Raw genomic sequence first — 18,711 nt, forward strand, 5'->3', positions numbered from 1 at the left:
GGCGCGGGGCGCACAGGGGCGCCTGAGAGGATGAAGGGCGTGTCAGCACCGGAATCGTTCTCCTTCACCGTCGGCGCCCGGCTGGACGGACGGCACGGTCGCTCGGGTGTCATCCAGACGCCGCACGGTGCGATCGCGACGCCCGCGTTCATCCCCGTCGGCACCAAGGCGACGGTCAAGGCGGTGCTGCCGGAGGCGATGAGCGAACTCGGCGCGCAGGCGCTGCTGGCCAACGCCTATCACCTCTACCTGCAACCGGGCGCCGACATCGTGGACGAGGCGGGCGGACTCGGCGCGTTCATGAACTGGCCGGGGCCCACCTTCACCGACAGCGGCGGCTTCCAGGTGATGTCGCTGGGCGTCGGCTTCAAGAAGGTGCTCGCGATGGAAGCCGTCGACGTCCGCAGCGACGATGTGATCGCGGCGGGCAAGGAGCGCCTCGCCACCGTCGACGACGACGGCGTCACCTTCCGTTCGCATCTGGACGGCTCCAAGCACCGGTTCACCCCGGAAATCTCCATGGGCATCCAGCACCAGCTCGGCGCCGACATCATGTTCGCCTTCGACGAGCTCACCACGCTGCTGAACACCCGTGGCTACCAAGAGAAGTCGCTACAGCGCACGCACGAATGGGCGCAGCGCTGCATCGACGAGCACGAGCGGCTGACCGCGGCCCGCACACACCGCCCCTACCAGGCGCTGTTCGCCGTCATCCAGGGCGCGCAATACGAAGACCTGCGCCGCAAGGCATGTCGCGAGCTGGAGGCGATCCGCGGCGCGGGCGGAACGGGTTTCGACGGTTACGGCATCGGCGGCGCCCTGGAGAAGCACAACCTCGGCGCCATCGTCGGCTGGTGCTGTGACGAACTGCCCCCGGACAAGCCGAGGCACATGCTCGGCATCAGCGAGCCGGAGGACATCTTCGTCGCGGTGGAGAACGGCGCGGACACCTTCGACTGCGTGAATCCCTCGCGCGTCGCCCGCAACGCGGCCATCTACGTCGCCGAGGGCCGCTTCAACATCAATACCAGCCGCTTCCGCCGCGATTTCACCCCGATCGACGAGACCTGCGACTGCTACACCTGCGCGCACTACACCCGCGCCTACATCCACCATCTCTTCAAAGCCAAGGAAATGCTGGCCGCCACACTGTGCACGATTCACAACGAGCGCTTCACCATTCGGCTGGTCGACCGGATCCGCGCCAGCATCGACGACGGCAGCTTCGACGAGTTCAAAGCCGAAACGCTGGGCCGCTGGAAGGGGCGGATTCGCACGCCCTGATCCCCGGTGCGGTCAGCGCACGTGCTGGCACCGGCGTACGGACTGGCTCGGCAGATGCGCCAGCCGCAGCACACGCGCTAGCCGCGCAGCCGCGCTAGCCCCGGCGCAGGCGCTGCTGAGTCGGCTGCACGCGTTGGCTCCGTCCGCACGACCCCCTCCGGTTGCACACTCTCGCCCCGCCGATGCGCTGGTTTCGGCGCACGCACTGGTCCGGCAGACGCGCTGCCGCGGCGCACGTGCTGGGCTCGGTTGCACGTTGCGGAGCCCGGCGGCACGCGCGCTCGGCTGGCCGCACGCAAGCGTTCGCCCGGCCGCATGCGCTGGCCCCGGCGCACGCACTGGTCCGTCGGGCGCCATCGCGCAGCGTGTTTCGGGCGGACCTCCGCCTGCGCTCCGGCCGTGTGCGGAGTGGGGTGTAGGGCCGCGTCCTAAGCGTGCAGCGGGTCGACGGCGCGCGGCGCGTAACCGGGTTCGTGCTTCTTCAGTAGTGCGATCACCCGGTAGGTGAGCGGCATGACCAGCACCTCGACCAGCGTCTTCCACAGGAAGCCGATGATCACGTAATTCACGAACTGCTGCCAGGTTTCGATGCCGATGGCGGCCGCGGCGATCGAGCAGAAAATCAGGGTGTCGGCGAATTCGCCGACCACGGTCGAGCCGATCAGCCTGGCCCACAGGTATTTCTCCTTGGTCCGTTCCTTGATCAGCACCAGCGTCGCGGAATTCAGCAGCTGGCCGACGAAATACCCGGCGAGACCGGCGATCACCAGCCGCGGCACCGGACCGACGATGGATCGCAGCGCCTCCTGGTTCTCGTAGAAACCGGCGGCGGGCAGGCGGAGCACGATCGCGAAGCACAGCACGGTCAGCACAAGGGCGCCGAACCCGTAGTAGATGGCGCGCCGGGTGGCGCGGAAGCCGTACACCTCGCTCAGCACGTCGCCGAGGACGTAGGCCAGGGGAAAGAGGAAGAACGCGCCGTCGGTGACGATCGGCAGGATCTGGAACGGTCCCACCGTGACCGATTCGTCGCGGAAGAATTCGACGCCCTTGGTGGCGCAGATATTCGAAATGATCAGCGTCGCGGTGAACAGCGCGACGATCGGTGTGTAGTACCCCCGCGCGACCTGGGCGAATGCCGCGTGGTCCGGCGCGGGGTACCCAGACCCGTCGTGTTCTTCTGATTTATGCACATCACTCACGGGCATCATCCTCCCAGCCGGGACCGGGTCGCGTGGGACGGTCCGGTCATGAAGGACAGACCACGTCCGTCTGCGCCCATTACGCTGTACCCATGACGAATCCCGGCGATTCCGACGAGTGGTGGAAGCAGTACGGCGGCCAAGGCGTGTCGCCGGACTCCGGCGCCCAGGGCTCGGTACCGCAGTATCCGAACTCCGAACCGACCGGGTACCCCTCCGCCCCGCAGTACCCGCAGCAGCCGCCGCCCTCGCAGCCGCAATATCCGCAGCAGTCGCAGTACCCGAACTACCAGCAGCCCGCGGGCGGCGCACCGTACCAGTCGGGACCGGCGCCCTATCCGCAGCAGCCGAATTACGGTTATCCCCAGGGCTATCAGCCGTACGGCGCGCCACCGAGCCAGGGCTCCAACGGTTTGGCGATCGCCGCGATGATCGTCTCCATCGCGGGCGTCGCGTCCTGCTGCTTCCTGCTGCCGAGCATCATCGGCCTGGTGCTCGGTGTGGTCGCGCTGAACCAGATGAAGCAGTCCGGCAACTACGAAGGCAAGGGCATGGCCCAAGCCGGCGTGTGGGTCGGGGTCGGCGGCATCGTGCTCGGCATTCTGTACTGGGTGCTCAACATCATCGGTGTGATCGCGGGGGCCTGAGCCGCGAAAACGACTCGCGCCGAAGACGACTCAGGGGCGCTCCCGTTGCCGGGAGCGCCCCTGAGTGTTTGCCGGGGGTGGGTCAGCCCTTGACGACCTGGGTGCCGCCCGCGAACTTGTCGTGCCAGCCCTGCTTGTTCGGGTCCTGCTCGATGGTGACGGCGATGTAGATGCCGAGGCCGAACGAGACCAGCCAGCCAAGGCAGTAGACGACACTGGCCGCGAGGAACACGTTGCGCTTGAGCGAGGTGACCGGGTCGATCTTGGCGCCGCCGGGCCCGACGACCCGGAGGCCGAGGATCTTCTTGCCGAGGGTGGTGCCCTGCGTCACCTCCATACCGACGAAGTACGCGGTGATCAGAGCGAAGTAGACCGCGTACGCGAGAATCTGGGTTCCCAGGTTCGCGGGCAGGAAGAGCAGGAGCATCGTCAGCACGATGGCCGATGGAATACCAGCGATGATGTTGTCGATCAAACGGGCTGCGAAGCGCGGCCACAGCTCACCGGGCTGCGCGCCGCCGAAACCGCCTGCGCCATAGCCCTGCTGCTGCGGGTACTGCTGCTGGCCGTACGGATCCTGGTTGTACTGCGGCTGCTGACCGTACTGCGGCTGCTGCTGCCCGTAGGGGTCCTGCCCGTACTGAGGCTGCTGGCCGTACTGCGGCTGCTGCTGGCCGTACTGCTGCTGGCCGTAAGGGTCCTGACCGTACTGCGGCTGCTGCCCGTACTGGGGCTGCTGCCCGTACTGCGGCTGGCCCTGGGGGTACGGCTGGCCGTACCCGCCCTGGGGATTCTGGTTGGGGTCGTACCCACCGCTCGTCATGCTTTTGTCCTCGTGGTGATCGGTTGATCAGTGGTCGATTCGGTACGTTACGGACACCCGCTGGGTTGCAACAACCCGTCGGCGGCCACGATCCAAGGTTCTCGCGGTAACCGCGCCGGATCGAAATGTTCGAGGAGCTGCGACGGGGTGCTCGCGGTGTAGCCGAGCGAGTCGGCGAGCAAGCTCACAACCTGTTCGGGCGTGTTGCCCAGGGCGCGTCGGTCGGCGAGCGTCACAGCGCCGTCGCGTTTGGCCAGCCGCTGACCATTTTCGTTGAGTACCAACGGCACATGCGCGTAGCGCGGAATGGGCAGGTCGAGCAGGCTGGCCAGGTAGGCCTGGCGCGGGGTGGATGGCAGCAGGTCGTCGCCGCGCACCACCTGATCGATGCCCTGCGCGGCGTCGTCGACCACCACCGCGAGGTTGTAGGCGGGGGTGCCGTCGCCGCGGCGCAGCACCACGTCGTCGACCGGGCCTCGGTAGCGGCCGTGCAGGTCGTCGATTACTTCGAACTCGGCGGCCGCGGCACGCAGGCGCAGCGCGGCGGATCTGCCCTCGGCCCTGCGGCGCGCGCGAGCCTCGGCGCTCAGGGTGCGGCAGATCCCCGGGTAGGCGCCCATCGGCCCGTGCGGTGCGGTCGCGGCCTGCTGAATTTCCCTTCTGGTGCAATAGCACTCGTAGGTCAGACCGGCGGCGGTGAGTCGTTCGATGGCGGCGTCGTAGTGCGGCAGGCGTTCGGATTGGCGCACCACCGGGCCGTCCCAGTCCAGTCCGATGGCCGCGAGATCGGCGAGCTGGCGCTCCGCCGCGCCTGGGCGCACCCGATCGAGATCGTCGATCCGCATCAGGAACCGGCGTCCGCTCGATCGCGCGAACAGCCAGGCGAGCAGTGCCGTGCGCAGATTGCCCAGGTGCAGGTCGCCCGACGGGCTCGGCGCATAGCGGCCCGCGCCTCGGGCGAGTGAGTCGAGCTGGGCGGCGGGCACGACTGCCATGGTAGGCGTCCGCACCGACGGCGCTCAGACGCGCAGCCGCGGCTTGAGGTCGTCCTCGGTGATCGCCGCGCCGGAGTCCAACGCGGCGAGAAGCGTTTCGGCGCGCGCGATCAGTCCCGCGCCATCGATGTCATAGGGCAGAGCGCGGTTTCGGAGTTCTGTCGAGTCGTCCGCACCCTGGTCGTGACAATCGTCGTCCGAATTGCCGCTATCGCCTGGTTCGTAGGCCCGCAGTCGGCCGACCGCGCGACCGAGCAGGGTGCGCGCTCCCTTCGGATTACCGCGTTGTATGTGTGTCAGACCGACCGCGTATTGCGCCAGACCCTGCCACAGCATCCTTTCGGCGAACGGCCCGTTCTTCCATGCCGCCTCCAATACCTCGTGTGCGTTGAATGCCAGACCGTCATCCAAGAGTTGCTGGGCGAGGGTAAGAGTTTGCTGGGGCGGCAGATTCAGATCGTCCGGAATTCGCGGCACGCCCTCGCTACCGAGCGGTAGCGGGCGGCCGAACCGGTCTCGTGGGCGGGGGTTGCGGGCGCGACCTGCCTCGTCGCGTGGACGTTCGACCATAAGATCCATGATCCACGCCGTGTCCAGGCGACGCCGCGAGAGGGTGGCCCTCGGTGCCTCCATCGACGGATCACAGACCAATCACGCTGGAACAAATGATTGCCCTCCGCGGCTTTTCGCCGGAAAGCTCAGGGCTGGCAATGTCCCCGCAACTTAATGCCTTCGCAAGCTTGGCAAATGGGATGGTTGAACTGGCAAGAGACCGGCAAATCCTTCGAAGAACCTGCTAGGGTTTAGCCCGCGGGGGCAACCCGCGGGGCGTATTCGTCCCGAACTTCAGTGCGATACCGCGCACCGATACTGTTGCGCGCTACCACCAAGCGCACCACGGTATTCGGCGTTCCCTGCGCCCGGATACCGGTGCTAGTTAGAACAATCTCGGTTGGAAATTCTCGTTCTCGACGCAGCAAAGGAGCTAGTGCCGTGGAAGTAGATTCGACGGGCGCTGTGTGGCGTAAGAGCACATACAGCGGCCCCGACGGGAACTGCGTGGAAGTGGCATTTCTCGACGGCGGCAATGTGGCTGTCCGCGACACCAAGGACAAGGGCGTCGGCCCGGTCTTGGCATTCACCCCGGGTGAGTGGGACGCATTCCTCAGCGGAGTATCGGCGGGGGAGTTCGACAAGGCCTGAACGTCAGGTCCGACGAGCAGTCAGCACGGGCCCCGGGTCCAATCGGCTCGGGGCCTTCGCGCGCTCGAATTCGACTGCGAGCTATTGGGTTTCGTCGCGGCCGTGTCCGTTTCCGGTGATGCGATCCTGGTAGCTCCGCAACACCGCGAGTTGCCGGTGTTCCTCTTCGTGCTCGATGGCGCGGTTGCGGTTGGACTCGGCCGTCGGATCGGCGCGGAAGAAGCTGCCCGTGCCCGGCTTGCCCGCCGAACCGAGGCGGTTCATCTTCTTCGGCACCGCCGCGCCTTGGTACTCCAGCGGGATCGGGTGGCCGTGCTCGTCGACCGGGCCGAGCGGCTGATGCACCTCGATGTACTCGCCATGCGGCAGGCGCTTGACCACGCCGGTCTCGATGCCGTGGTCGAGCACCGTGCGGTCGCTGCGTTGCAGGCCGAGGCACAGGCGGTAGGCGATGAAGTACGCGATCGGCGGCCCGATGAGGACACCGATGCGGCCTGCCCAGGTCGTCGCGTTCAACGAGATGTCGAACTTGTAGGCGATGATGTCGTTGACGCAGGAGATCGTGAGGACCACGTAGAACGTGATGGCCATGGCGCCGATCGCGGTGCGCACCGGCACGTCGCGTGGGCGCTGGAGCAGGTTGTGGTACGCCTCGTAATCCTTGGTCAGGCGCTTCTCGATCCAGGGGTAGGAGATCAAAAGGACGAACACCAAGCCCATGGTCAGCGCCACCCAGAACGAGGCGGGGACCGTGTAGCGACCCAGATACAGCTCCCACGGCGGCATCAGACGCGCCAAGCCGTCGGTCCACATCATGTAGAAGTCCGGCTGCGAACCGGCGGAGACCTGGGAGGGGTTGTACGGCCCGAGGTTCCAGATCGGGTTGATCTGGAACAAACCGCCCATGAGGCCGACGACGGCGAGAGTGAAGGCGAAGAACGCGCCCTGATCGGCGGCGAACACCGGCACGATGCGCGCGCCCACCACGTTGTTCTCGGTCCGTCCCGGCCCGGGGAACTGGGTGTGCTTCTGATACCAGACCAGCGCGATGTGCGCGGCGATCAGTGCGAGCATGATCCCGGGGAAGAGCAGCACGTGGGCGATGTAGAGGCGCGGGATGATGATCTCGCCGGGGAAGTCGCCGCCGAACATCAGCCAGTGCATCCAGGTGCCGATCACCGGGATTCCGATCGTGATACCGGAGAACGCGGCCCGCAGGCCGGTGCCGGAGAGCAGGTCGTCGGGCAGCGAGTAGCCGAAGAAGCCCTCGAACATCGCCAGGATCAGCAGCAGCGAGCCGATCACCCAGTTCGCCTCACGCGGCTTGCGGAACGCGCCGGTGAAGAAGATGCGGAACAGGTGCACGATGATCGAGGCCGCGAACAGCAGCGCCGCCCAGTGATGGACCTGGCGCACGAACAGACCGCCGCGCACCTCGAAGGAGATGTTCAGCGCGGTCTCGTAGGCCCGTGACATCCCGACGCCGCGCAGCGGCTGGTAGGCGCCGTCGTAGGTGACGTGCGCCATCGACGGGTCGAAGAACAATGTGAGATACACACCCGACAGCAGCAGGATGATGAAGCTGTAGAGCGCGATCTCACCCAGCAGGAACGACCAGTGGGTCGGGAAGACCTTGTTGATCGACCGCTTCATGAATGCCGCGCCGCGATATCGCTGATCCGCCGCATCAGCTTGTTCGCCAACTGTTCGCGCGAGTCCGTTCGCCATGGCCGACACTCCGCTCGTGCGTGTGTGGAATGGGTCTACTACAGACGGTAGCAGCGTTGCCGCGCGGAATCGATAGTTTCTATAGGGTCTCCCACGTGAGTTCGATGGCGCCGCAGGACGCGACCATGTTCTGGCTGTCGGCCCGGACCCGCAACGATCTGTTCCTGCTCTACAGCTTCGCCGACACGGGCGTGTCGACCGAGACGCTGCGCACCGCCGTGGCGGCCCGCAGCGCGCGGATACCGGACCTGCGGGTCCGGCTCCGTGAGACGCCCGGCGACCTCGGCTATCCGTCCTGGGTGCCGTGTGAATACTCGGCAAGTCAGTTCATCGAGCACCCGCTGCCGCGCCCGGACTGGGCAGCGGTGCGGGCCGCGCTCGGCGATCTGCTCGCCACCGGTGTCGACGCCACGTCGCACCCGTGGAAGTTGCACGTCTTCCGGGGCGTCGCGGGCGCGCCGATGCGGGCCTCGGACGACGAGCTCGCCACGGTGGTGGTGCTCCAGATGTCGCATGCGCTGGCGGATGGGATGCGGGCGGCGGCTGTCGCGCGGGAGTTGTTCTCCGGGGAGGACATCGTCGGCGGGACGGGGCGGCCGAGCGCGTCGGGTGCTGCCAGCGGTGGGCAAGCGACAGGACGCGCCGTAGATAACGGCGCTGGCAGCCGGGCGCGAGCGGCCGAGGGGTTCGCGGCGGAGCTCGGGGCAGGGCGAGGCGCCGATCGGGCGGCGGACGGCGACCTGTTCGGCATCATCGCTGAATCCTTTGCGCGCCTGCGAGAGTCGGGGATAGCCGGGGCCGCATGGGGTGCCGCTCGGTTACCTGCCGGAATGGTTCGTACGGCGGTTCGTGGGTTTCGCGCGTATCGGGCGCAGACAGAGTTGGCCGAGCTGACGGCGGCCGGAACGGTACCGCAGCCGGGGCCGGGCTTCGCGCCGAGTGCGGTGAACAAGATCGGGGCGGCTGGGGTTATCGATCATCGGGCGCGGATGATCGTGTGCGACGCCGAGGAGCTTCGCGTACAGGGCTGGACGATCACCGTGGTGGTGTTGACCGCCGTGTCGGTTGCCCTCGCCGAATACCTTGCGGCGCGGGGTGAACCGGTTTTGCGGCTCGGCGCGCAAGTGCCGATGGCGCTGTCGGGTGAGTCCGTGTCTCGCAACCACTATCGGAGCCTCGGCGTCGAGCTGTGCACCGACGAACCGGATCTGCGCCTGCGAGCCGACCGGATCGCCGCCGCGCTCGCCGAACGTCGGCTGCGGGCCCAGCATCCGCTGCTGTCCGCGCAGGATCGCGTGACCGCCGTGACCCCGGCCCGCATCCTGCGCCGCGATGTCGACCGGTATCCCATCGACAGCGTGCCCGACTCGATCGCCGGTCACACGGTCGTCTCCAGCGTGTACCGCGGACCCGCCGATCTCACCTTCGGCGGCGGACCCGTCCGCTGTACCGGCGGCTTTCCCGCCCTAGGCGCGGTCATGCACCTCACCCACGGCGTGCACGGCCTCGGCGACACCGTCACTGTCTCGATCCACGCCGATGCGGCGGTCGTCGATGTGGATTCATACGCGGACCTGCTCCGCACGGCGCTGCGCGAGGTGGCGGCGATGCTCGCGGCCCGCTGAACAGTGAACATGCGGCCCGGTCTCGCGGCTCGTCCCGCGCGGCGCACCTTGCTACGGTCACGCTCGCCGCTGCCGCTGCCGCTGCGCGATAGTCGCACGACTGTGGTGACCGTCGAAACGAGGACAGTCGGCGCTGCCGCTACTCGCCTTCCTCGACGAGCCCGTCGAAGACCCGCGTGTAATACGCGACGAAGAACCGCCGCCCCATCACCCGCGCCATCGCCAACCCCACCTGGGAGGACGGGCGCAGCGCGGTGTTGTCCCACACCCCGTGCACATCGCTGCCGCCGTCGTCGGCCGGTCGGATCGTCAGCTCGTGGAAACTGCCCGGCGCGAGGTAATCGCTGTCGACCACCCGCATGCGCACCGTCCCCGGCGTCGACCAGTCGTAGCGCCAGCGCGCCGTGATCTTCGGAAAGTCCTGCCCCTCCAGCACGTCCGCGGTGTGCTCACCCACCTCGAACACCCGATACTGCCGCGCCGACAGCGCGGGCCACCGCCGCGGCCGCTCCGCGGAGAAATCGGTGTACAACTCGACGACCTGCTCCGGCGAAGCCACGGTATGCAGGTCGAACTCGAACCGAGTACGCATCTCCCTCGCTAACCCCCGAAGCTCGCAGAGCCCGAGTCTAGGCCCGCCGACCACCTTTGACTCGAGACTTCGGCCTGCCACAACGGCGTCCCGTTCTCGAGGCGGTTCCTCGAATCCGTCGAACAAGGTAGGCTCGCATACAAAAATTTGTATATTGTCCGCGTGAAGCCGATCAGGTTCGTTGCCACCGCGCTCGACGACCTTCGCGAGTTCCCTCTCGCCGCACGCCGAGAGTGCGGGTACCAACTCGACCGGGTTCAACGTGGTCTGGACCCGACGGACTGGAAGCCGGTGTCGACCGTCGGACTCGGCGTTCGTGAGATCCGGGTCCGGGACCACAACGGCGCGTTTCGTGTCATCTACGTAGCGAAGCTCGCCGACTACATCTACGTCCTGCATTGTTTCCAGAAGAAGACCCAACAGATCCCGGCGGCGGATCTGGATCTGGCGGCCAAGCGGCTGAAGCAGGTCGTGGCGGAGTGCGAGAAGGGAGAGCGCTGATGGCGGACGAGACGTTCGACAGCGTGTGGGATGCGATCGAGGACACCCCACAGGAGGCGGAGAACATGCGACTGCGGTCGCGGCTGATGATCGAGCTGACCGAGCGGATCACCGCGCAGGGCTGGACGCAGGCCGCGGCGGCCGATCGGCTGGGCGTCACCCAACCACGGGTCTCGGATCTGGTGCGCGGCAAAGTTCACCTGTTCAGCCTGGACTCGCTCGTCAACATGGTGACCGCGGCAGGCATGCACGTCGAGATGACGGTCGAACCGGCCGCGTGACGGGCGCTGCCGGACGACGTCCGTCCCTGACCCGTGCACGGCCGGAGCGAAGGCGGTGACGCCCACGCGGGGCGTGCTGGGGCTCATCTTGCGTTCGGTCGCGGACGGTTGCCTGTAGGGTCTGGGACTCGTGGTGGACAGTGGAACTCTCGCTCCGCGCGAGGTGTACAAGTGGGGCTTCATCACGGCGCTCGGAGTGGTCGCGGGGTATGTCGCGGTTCTGCTGGCCAACGCTCGGCATTTCTATACCGACGACACCGAGTCCCAGTACGCCCCGCTGTGGGTGATGATGGGCAGGCGGCTGCGCGACGGTGACTTCCCGATGCTGGTGCCGGAGCACTGGATGGCGGGCAACTACACCATCGAAGAGGCGGGCCTGCTGAATCCGCCGCAGCTGCTGATCGATCTGATCGCGCCGTCGGTGGACAATCTCGCGCTGTACGCCACGGTAGTCAAGCTGATCTTCGCGATCGTGCTCGGCCTCGGCGTCTACCGGATCTGCCTGGCGTACGGGTCGCGCGCGCCGTGGGCGGCGCTGGCCGGCGTCGCCATCCCGTTCAGCGGCTGGCTGCTGTTCTTCGACGAGGGCAGCTGGATGACCGCGTTCACCGGCACCGCCTGGTTGGCGCACGCGTGGGCGTCGGGCGTGCGCTACGCGCGCGGTCGCTCGGGGCCGATCCCCACCTTCGTCTTCCTGTACCTGGCCATCTCGGTGCAGTACATCTTCCCGGCGGTCGAGGCCGGGATCATGATCGCCGCGGTGGCCGTCGGCGAACTGGTCCACCAGCGGAAGTGGCAGCCGTCGCTGCGCTTGCTCGCGGTGTCGGCCTGCGCGGCGCTGGCCGGGCTCGCGACGTACCTGCCGAGCATGCTCTCGGCCAAGGTCACCTGGCGCGGCACCGCGCAGATCAACAACGAGCAGCTGCTGACCGTGCCGTGGTCGGAGTCGTTGAACGCCAGCCTGCCCAGCACCCTGCCCGCGTTCACCACTTGGTGGGGTTACGTGCAGCCGATGCCGGTCGTCTACATCGCCTGGTTCGTCATCCCGGCGCTGGCCTTCATCGACTGGCGCAAAGCGCTGGACTCGGCGCGCGAACTCACCGCACCCGCGCTGTTCACGGCGATCATGCTGATGTGGACCGCGGGTCCCGGCGCCATCGGCCCGCTGCGCTGGCCCGCCCGCGTGCTGCCGATGGTGGCGCTCGGGCTGCTGGTGCTCGTCTGCGTGCTGCTCGGCCGCTTCGCGACGTTCGCGGACTGGCGCAGGCGCGGGTTGATCGCGGCGGGCTTGATCGGCTTGCTGTTGCTGCGCTCGGTTTCGGCCGCACCGCAGGAAGCGGTGTGGCACGTGGTCGCCGCCCTCGCGGTGGCGGCACTCGGCGCGGCCGTGGTGTGGCTGGCCCGTAGTCGTGGCGCCGCGGCGGCGTGCGCGCTGGTGCTGGTGTCGATCTTCCCGATCGCCTATCTCCAGGTGTGGTCGGCCCAACCGACCCCGCTCGGTTGGAACCTGCCGGAGCAGCGCTCGGAGATGAAGGCCGCCTTCCCCGATTTCCCCGGCACCACGCTGCAACTGGGCGACCGCGCCCTCATTCCGCGCGCGGAACGCACCCTGGACGGCGCGTACGGATCGCTGGTCTTCGGCAACTACGCCAAGGACTTGGAGCTGACCTACGTCAGCGGATACACGCCGAACGGCCATTTCCAGTTCGGCGAGCTGCTGTGCATGCTCTGGGACACCAGCGTCTGCCCCGACGCCTTCCGCAGGGCCTTCGCCGTCGAGCCGACCACCGGCAAGACCATCGTCGACCTGATGAAGGTGGACCGGGTCGTGCTGCACACCGCCCTGTACCCGGACGCGCGCAACCAGCCCGCACCGCAGGGCTGGAAGTGGGTCGACTACCCCGGCCACGAGAAGTACATCGCCGTGCTCGAACGCGAGAACGGCTTGCTCTCGACCGTCGACGGCCGCGTCTCCGCCACCGACGGCGTCACCGCCACCTCCCTCGCCGAATCGGACACGACCAGCCGCGTCCGGGTGAGCTCGGAGCGCGGCGGCCGGGTGGTGTTCGCGCGGCTGGCCTGGCCCGGCTACCGCGTCACCCTCGACGGTCGCGAACTGCCGGTGCAGAACGTCGCGAAAACCTTTGTCGCCGTCGATATTCCGGCGGGCACTCAGAACGCCGAACTGGAACTCGCCTGGCGGCCGCCCTGCTGGCAGATCGGCGCGGCGAGCGCACTGGCCGGGTTGCTCGGTGTCGGCGTGCTGCACTGGCTGTACCGGCGCGGCCGCCGGGAAGACGAGTCCGCTCCGACCCCAGCGGACGAGACCGGCGTGACCGAGCTGGCGGACGCCGTCCGATGAACTCCGTCGACCAGGCCGAACTCGATCCCGGGCCGCTGCTGCGCGTCGTGCGGCGGCAGGAGATCGCGTTCGCCATGGTCGGCATGGTGAACACCGGACTGGGCATCGCGTTGACGGTGATGTGGCTGGCGATCTTCGACGGCCGCGTCTCCGCCGCGCTCGCGCCCGCCGCCGCCTACAGCATCAGCATCGTCATCGCGTTCGTGCTGCACCGCACTCTGGTCTTCCGGGTGCGGGGGCAGGTGCTGCGCGATTTCTGCGCCTTCGTCGCGGTGAATTCCGGTGGGCTGCTGATGAACATGGTGCTGCTGCAAGCGGCCGTATCACTGCTGCACCTGCCGAGCATTCCGTCGGCGGTCGTGGTGATGGCGCTGGTCGCGGTCGCGAGTTTCTTCGGCCACCGGCATATCTCGTTCCGGCGCAAGGCCGCTGAGGCGGTCTGACGAGGGCATAGGGGCGCTGGCTGCCCGGCCTTTCGCCCTACGCGGCCGAAGCGGGAACGCGTTCGGCGGTGGGGAGCGGTTCGATGCCGAGTTCGGCCCTGGTGGCCTTGACGACCGACAGCTCCTGCTCGGCGGTGCTGGCAATGGCTTTGTGCCACAACGTCCGGATGTCGTCGAGGTCCTCGATGGTCGCGTCGCCGTCGAGAGTCAGCGTCAGCTTCTGGACGGTGATGTTCGCGGCCGCGGTGAGCGTGCGCAGCAGGTCTTCACAGCGATTCGGGAGACGCGGGCTCGACAGGATGCGCAACCGGGTCACCGATCCGCCGCATTGCCCGATGCTTTCGTGCAGATCGAGGCCGAACCTGTCGATCTCCCCGATGTAGGCGAAGTCCTGGCTGGACAGCTGCTGCCGGACGGCGGCCGAGGTCTCCAGCAGGGCGGTGACTGCCGCGAGCACCGACTCGCGCCGCCACTTCTCGTGCTCACGCTGTTCGGCCGCTTCCGTATTCCGTTGCGCCGCTTCGAGCGCGGCCCTGCTGCGCTGTTCGGCCGCCGCGTTGACCGCCTCCACGTTCCGCTGCGCGGCCTCCAGTGCGATGCTGCCGCGCTCGTCGGCCGCGTCGATCGCGCGACGGTTCGTGCGGTTGGTGAGGAGGACGCCGACCAGCACGACGAAGGCGACGACCAGGGAACTGAAGAGGGGAAGCCACTGAGTCACCCCGGAATCATCGCAGCCGACATGCGTTCCCGGCGTCGGCCTCGCCGACAACGCGTTCGGATGTCGGCACGCCCGCGATGACGGGCGGTTCGTTCGAGGTCCGTGGATGCGGCGGGGGACACCAGAATCGACGGCATTGACCTCGAGCAAGGTTGAGCTCTTAGCGTCGGCGCCGAGGAAAGGAAACACCGTGACAACACTGGTAACTGGCGCGACCGGCAACACCGGCCGCCATGTCGTGGCAGAACTATTGCGTCGAGGCGAGCGCGTCCGTGCGCTCACCCGCGATCCGGCGGCCGCGAAACTCCCCTCGGGCGTCGAGCTGGCGACGGGCACCCACACCGCACCCGAGACCTTGGGCCCGGCACTGGACGGAATCACCCGGCTGCACATCACCGTGACGGCCGGGCTCGCGGAGGTCGGCGAGGAACTGGTTCGCCGCGCCGTCGACGCGGGCGTTCGTCGCATCACCGTCGTGTGGGGCGGCGCGGTAGGCCCGGTCGAACAGGCTGTCGCGGACTCCGGTGTGGAGTGGACCCGGCTCGAACCGCAGGAGTTCATGTCCAACACGCTGACCTGGGTCGACTCGATCCGCGCCGAGGGCGTGGTGCGCGAACCCTACGACTTCCCGAGCGCGCTGGTGCACGAGGCCGACATCGGCGCGGTGGCCGCCGCGGCGCTGCTCGAGGACGGCCACGCCGGTCAGGCCTACAACCTCACCGGACCGGAATCGCTCACCTTGCAGGAACGTCTCGCGATCCTGTCCAAGGCGATCGACCGCGACATCGCCTTCGACCGGATCTCGCATCAGCAGGCGATCGACCGGCTCCTGGCCAGGGGTGTCTCCCAGGCCGACGCCGACTACGTCATCGGCTGGTACGCCGCACCGCCGACCGAAGCGGCCACCGTGGACGACACCGTCCCCCGAGTGCTGGGCCGCCCGGCGCTGACTTTCGCCCAGTGGGCGGCCGAGCACGCGGATCGCTTCCGGAGCTCCGCACCGGCTCCGGTCGGCACGGCTCGATAACATCGACCCGCCGACGTCCGATCGGCGCAGGAGCTGGCCGAGACGGCACGGCGGTCGCCATCCGGGCCGCCGTGCCGGCGTCTTCTTCGTTGAATACCTTGCCGGGTAACGATTTCGGCTGCGCGAAAGACGTAGTTCCCGGACCACTTCGACGACAATATGGCCGGAAACGGCCCATGGACTGGAATCGACTTATCGATGAAGCTTTCCGCACTACGCAGCATCGCCGCTCCGCGGACCGCCGCTGTCGCACTGACCGCCGCGCTGTTCGTGCCGTTGACCAGCGGTACGGTTTCGGCCGATCCGCAGCAGCACTCGGCCGTCACCTCCGTCGTCAAAGAGGGGCGCACCTGGCACCTGAAGGTGTACTCGGCGTCGATGGACACCGAAATCGAGGTCGATGTGCAGCGTCCGGCCGACGAGTCCGAGCCCGCGCCGAACCTCTACATGCTCAGCGGTCTGGATGGCGGCGAGGGGACTGCCAGCTGGCAGGCCGCCACGCACGCGCTCGAATGGCTGGCCGACAAGCCGGTGAACGTCGTCCTGCCGATCGGCGGTCGCGGCAGTTACTACACCGACTGGCAGCAGCGGGACCCGGTTCTCGGGCTGAACAAGTGGACGACTTTCTTCACCGAGGAACTGCCCCCGCTGCTCGACCAGACGCTGAACTCGACGGGACAAAACGCGTTGGCCGGTCTCTCCACCTCGGGCACATCGGTGTTGCAGCTGGCCGAGGCCAAGCCCGGCCTGTGGAAAACCGTCGCTGCCTACAGCGGGTGCGCGCAGATCGCCGACCCGATGGGGCAGCAGTTCGTCAAGCTGGCCACCGAAACCTGGGCGGGGGGCGACACCGAGAACATGTACGGCCCTGCCGACAGCCCGCTGTGGGCCGCGAACGACCCGGTGATCAACGCGGAGAAGCTGCGCGGCACGCTGCTGTACGTCTCGAGCGGCAGCGGCATCCCGGTGATGGAGGACGTCCAGTACTACCTGAACGCCGCACCCGGACCGATGGGCGCGGTCACCCTCAGCCTCGGTGTGATCATCGAAGCGGCCGTCAACGGCTGCACCGCCAACCTGAAGAACCGGCTCGACTCGCTGGACATCCCGGCGACCTACAAATTCAACCCGGTCGGCACGCACTACTGGCCGTACTGGGAAGAGGCGCTGCACGACTCGTGGCCGCTGCTCGCCCAGGGCATGGGGCTCGACGGCTGAGGCGGGCGCGCGAACGCGCCGGTTCGGTGTTCACCTCGCGGACCCAGCGGAGCTTCGCCAGGCTGCGGATGAATTGTTCGCCGGGGGGGAGATGCGGAACGGCCCAGGTCGGGAACGGAAACCGTGTCCGACCTGGGCCGTTGTGGCGGAGGATAGGGGATTTGAACCCCTGAGGGCGTTAACCCAACCCGCGTTCCAGGCGAGCGCCATAGGCCACTAGGCGAATCCTCCGTGGAGCAGCATACCGGTTGCCCCCGGTCGGACACCAAATTGGGGCCGGGCGTCGGGGCGAGGGGTAAGGCTTCGCGCTGGTCGAGGCGGTTTCCGGAGGGGGCGGGCGGCGGGGATGGGCGAGGTGTCTCGGCCCCGTGCGGACGGGGCGGCGGGGACCCGCTACACTGGCCGACGGATCCCGCGCGGCGCGCATCCTGTGAACTCCCCCAGGGCCGGAAGGCAGCAAGGGTCAACGGGCTCTGCCGGGTGCGCGGGGTCCCCTATATTTCCGGCCCATGCCGAAGATCGGGCGCTTGCCCTCAGTTCCGGATGATCGCCGAGCGGACGCGGCTGTCGTCGAACCGCGGATGCCCGTAGCGCGGGCGGAGGTATCGGCCCAATTCCGAGCAACACACGGGTAACGTGGTCAACGGTCCACCGACGGTCGGACGACTTCGGTACGGACATCGACCCCACGCCACTTCGCTGCTTCGAAAGGCTGCTCAGGATGCCCCGGCAAACGCAGATCGGTTTGATGAGCCATGAGGAGCTCGTGTCCGAACACGAGTCCCAGACCGCGAACTACGCGACGCTCGAGACCGAGAAGCTCACGCTGGACCTGACGCGCGGAAAACCCTCGCCGGAACAACTCGACCTCTCCGCGGAACTGCTCTCGCTGCCCGGTGACGGCGACTACCGGGACGGCACGGGCACCGACTGCCGCAACTACGGTGGGCTGCACGGTCTCCCGGAGTTGCGCGCCATCTTCGGTGAGCTGCTCGGCATCCCGGTGGACAACCTGCTGGCGGGCAACAACGCGAGCCTCGAGCTGATGCACGACGTCATCACCTACGCGATGCTGTACGGCACCAACGATTCCGAGCGCCGCTGGGCCGCCGAGCCCGCGCTGAAATTCCTCTGTCCCGCACCGGGTTACGACCGGCACTTCGCGATCACCGAGGCGCTCGGCTTCGAGATGATCCCGATCCCGATGCGCCACGACGGCCCGGACACCCACCGCATCGCCGAGCTGCTCGCCGCCGACCCGCAGATCAAGGGTCTGTGGGCGGTGCCGAACTACTCCAACCCGACCGGCGTCGTCTTCTCCGAAGACGTTGTGCGGGAATTGGTTTCGATGCCCGCCGCCGCGCCGGACTTCCGCCTGTTCTGGGACAACGCCTACGCGGTGCACCCGCTGACCGACACCGCCGCGCCCGTGTTCGACGTGCTCGGCATGGCCGCCGCCGCGGGAAACCCGAACCGGCCCATCGTGTTCGCCTCCACTTCGAAGATCACCTTCGCCGGTGCGGGCGTCAGCTTCCTCGGCGCGTCCACCGCGAACCTGGACTGGTACCTCTCGCACGCCGCGAAGAAGAGCATCGGCCCCGACAAGATCAACCAGCTGCGCCACCTGCGCTTCTTCAAGGACGCCGACGGCGTGCGCGCGCACATGCAGAAGCACCGCGAGATCCTGGAGCCGAAGTTCGCCCTGGTGCTGAAGATCCTGGAGGACCGGCTCGGCGCGTCGAAGGTGGCCTCCTGGACCGAGCCCAAGGGCGGCTACTTCATCAGCCTGGACGTGCTGGAGGGCACCGCGGCGCGGGTGATCGCGCTGGCCAAGGACGCGGGCATCGCGCTGACCGCGGCGGGTTCGGCCTTCCCCTACCGAAACGACCCGGAAGACAAGAACATTCGCATCGCCCCCAGCTTCCCGAAGCTCCCGGAACTGGAGAAGGCGATGGACGGCCTGGCCACCTGCGTGCTGCTGGCGGCCACCGAGAAGCTGCTCGGCAAGTAGTCGCCACCGGAACCGAAGACGGCCCTCCGCACCCGGTGCGGAGGGCCGTCG

At 67.7% G+C, this 18,711-nt stretch carries 18 protein-coding genes, 1 tRNA gene and 1 other RNA gene; 12 read left to right on the forward strand and 8 right to left on the reverse strand.

Annotated elements, in window-relative coordinates; all coding sequences use genetic code 11:
- The first annotated feature begins 30 nt into the window (after positions 1-30).
- Positions 31-1,284: a tRNA guanosine(34) transglycosylase Tgt gene (tgt, locus tag T333_RS04135; protein ID WP_496423707.1), complete on the forward strand. Its 1,254-nt coding sequence runs from the start codon at positions 31-33 to the stop codon at positions 1,282-1,284.
- A 428-nt stretch (positions 1,285-1,712) separates the two neighbouring features.
- Here tgt and T333_RS04140 read toward each other — a convergent pair whose 3' ends face one another.
- On the reverse strand, positions 1,713-2,495 hold the full coding sequence (locus tag T333_RS04140) for a queuosine precursor transporter (protein WP_354998072.1): 783 nt from the start codon (positions 2,493-2,495) through the stop codon (positions 1,713-1,715).
- Positions 2,496-2,578: 83 nt separating this feature from the next.
- On the opposite strand from T333_RS04140, the gene T333_RS04145 reads away from it, so the two are divergent.
- Positions 2,579-3,133, forward strand: coding sequence for a DUF4190 domain-containing protein (locus T333_RS04145; RefSeq protein ID WP_357255827.1), 555 nt, complete (start codon positions 2,579-2,581; stop codon positions 3,131-3,133).
- Positions 3,134-3,215: 82 nt separating this feature from the next.
- Here the strand turns inward: T333_RS04145 and T333_RS04150 are convergent, their stop codons facing one another.
- From T333_RS04150 to T333_RS04160, 3 genes are read right to left on the reverse strand one after another with little or no spacing between them, the layout of a single operon-like run.
- Complete coding sequence (locus T333_RS04150) at positions 3,216-3,956, reverse strand: RDD family protein (RefSeq protein WP_354998070.1); 741 nt, start codon at positions 3,954-3,956, stop codon at positions 3,216-3,218.
- Positions 3,957-4,003: 47 nt separating this feature from the next.
- On the reverse strand, positions 4,004-4,942 hold the full coding sequence (gene gluQRS / locus T333_RS04155; protein ID WP_496423708.1) for a tRNA glutamyl-Q(34) synthetase GluQRS: 939 nt from the start codon (positions 4,940-4,942) through the stop codon (positions 4,004-4,006).
- 33 nt (positions 4,943-4,975) lie between these two features.
- Positions 4,976-5,521: a DUF309 domain-containing protein gene (locus tag T333_RS04160; RefSeq protein WP_354998068.1), complete on the reverse strand. Its 546-nt coding sequence runs from the start codon at positions 5,519-5,521 to the stop codon at positions 4,976-4,978.
- Between the two features lie 423 nt (positions 5,522-5,944).
- On the opposite strand from T333_RS04160, the gene T333_RS04165 reads away from it, so the two are divergent.
- On the forward strand, positions 5,945-6,154 hold the full coding sequence (locus tag T333_RS04165) for a DUF397 domain-containing protein (protein WP_357255823.1): 210 nt from the start codon (positions 5,945-5,947) through the stop codon (positions 6,152-6,154).
- 81 nt (positions 6,155-6,235) lie between these two features.
- Here the strand turns inward: T333_RS04165 and qcrB are convergent, their stop codons facing one another.
- Complete coding sequence (gene qcrB / locus T333_RS04170) at positions 6,236-7,882, reverse strand: cytochrome bc1 complex cytochrome b subunit (RefSeq protein ID WP_354998066.1); 1,647 nt, start codon at positions 7,880-7,882, stop codon at positions 6,236-6,238.
- A 104-nt stretch (positions 7,883-7,986) separates the two neighbouring features.
- On the opposite strand from qcrB, the gene T333_RS04175 reads away from it, so the two are divergent.
- The gene (locus tag T333_RS04175) at positions 7,987-9,507 is read left to right on the forward strand and encodes a wax ester/triacylglycerol synthase domain-containing protein (RefSeq protein WP_496424134.1); all 1,521 of its coding nucleotides are present in this window, start codon (positions 7,987-7,989) and stop codon (positions 9,505-9,507) included.
- A 139-nt stretch (positions 9,508-9,646) separates the two neighbouring features.
- Here the strand turns inward: T333_RS04175 and T333_RS04180 are convergent, their stop codons facing one another.
- Entirely contained in the window at positions 9,647-10,099 is a 453-nt protein-coding gene (locus T333_RS04180; protein WP_496423709.1) for a hypothetical protein, read from the reverse strand.
- Positions 10,100-10,261: 162 nt separating this feature from the next.
- Between T333_RS04180 and T333_RS04185 the strand changes: the two genes are divergently transcribed.
- The 4 genes from T333_RS04185 to T333_RS04200 all read left to right on the forward strand — a co-directional run bounded on the left by T333_RS04185 (position 10,262) and on the right by T333_RS04200 (position 13,686).
- Positions 10,262-10,600 carry a type II toxin-antitoxin system RelE/ParE family toxin gene (locus T333_RS04185; protein ID WP_354998063.1) on the forward strand — a complete coding sequence of 113 codons (339 nt, stop codon included), beginning with the start codon at positions 10,262-10,264 and terminating at the stop codon, positions 10,598-10,600.
- Entirely contained in the window at positions 10,600-10,881 is a 282-nt protein-coding gene (locus T333_RS04190; protein WP_354998062.1) for a helix-turn-helix domain-containing protein, read from the forward strand. Before T333_RS04185 ends, T333_RS04190 begins: the two co-directional genes overlap by 1 nt.
- A 133-nt stretch (positions 10,882-11,014) precedes the next feature.
- Complete coding sequence (locus T333_RS04195) at positions 11,015-13,243, forward strand: hypothetical protein (RefSeq protein ID WP_496423710.1); 2,229 nt, start codon at positions 11,015-11,017, stop codon at positions 13,241-13,243.
- The gene (locus tag T333_RS04200) at positions 13,240-13,686 is read left to right on the forward strand and encodes a GtrA family protein (RefSeq protein WP_354998060.1); all 447 of its coding nucleotides are present in this window, start codon (positions 13,240-13,242) and stop codon (positions 13,684-13,686) included. Before T333_RS04195 ends, T333_RS04200 begins: the two co-directional genes overlap by 4 nt.
- Before the next feature lie 37 nt (positions 13,687-13,723).
- Here the strand turns inward: T333_RS04200 and T333_RS04205 are convergent, their stop codons facing one another.
- The gene (locus T333_RS04205; protein WP_496423711.1) at positions 13,724-14,404 is read right to left on the reverse strand and encodes a hypothetical protein; all 681 of its coding nucleotides are present in this window, start codon (positions 14,402-14,404) and stop codon (positions 13,724-13,726) included.
- 190 nt (positions 14,405-14,594) lie between these two features.
- Here T333_RS04205 and T333_RS04210 point away from each other — a divergent pair, with 190 nt between their 5' ends.
- Together T333_RS04210 and T333_RS04215 are read left to right on the forward strand one after the other, a co-directional pair.
- Complete coding sequence (locus T333_RS04210) at positions 14,595-15,431, forward strand: NmrA family NAD(P)-binding protein (RefSeq protein WP_354998058.1); 837 nt, start codon at positions 14,595-14,597, stop codon at positions 15,429-15,431.
- Between the two features lie 198 nt (positions 15,432-15,629).
- Positions 15,630-16,649, forward strand: coding sequence for an alpha/beta hydrolase (locus tag T333_RS04215; RefSeq protein ID WP_496423712.1), 1,020 nt, complete (start codon positions 15,630-15,632; stop codon positions 16,647-16,649).
- Positions 16,650-16,792: 143 nt separating this feature from the next.
- Here T333_RS04215 and T333_RS04220 read toward each other — a convergent pair.
- Positions 16,793-16,880, reverse strand: a tRNA-Ser gene (locus T333_RS04220).
- 173 nt (positions 16,881-17,053) lie between these two features.
- Here T333_RS04220 and ffs point away from each other — a divergent pair.
- Together ffs and T333_RS04230 are read left to right on the forward strand one after the other, a co-directional pair.
- Positions 17,054-17,148: signal recognition particle sRNA small type (gene ffs / locus T333_RS04225), an RNA gene on the forward strand.
- A 222-nt stretch (positions 17,149-17,370) separates the two neighbouring features.
- A complete protein-coding gene (locus tag T333_RS04230; RefSeq protein ID WP_354998056.1) occupies positions 17,371-18,660 on the forward strand; it encodes an aspartate aminotransferase type Ic in 1,290 nt (429 codons plus the stop codon).
- Positions 18,661-18,711: the final 51 nt, after the last annotated feature.

It is taken from the genome of Nocardia sp. CNS-044, from assembly GCF_059570515.1.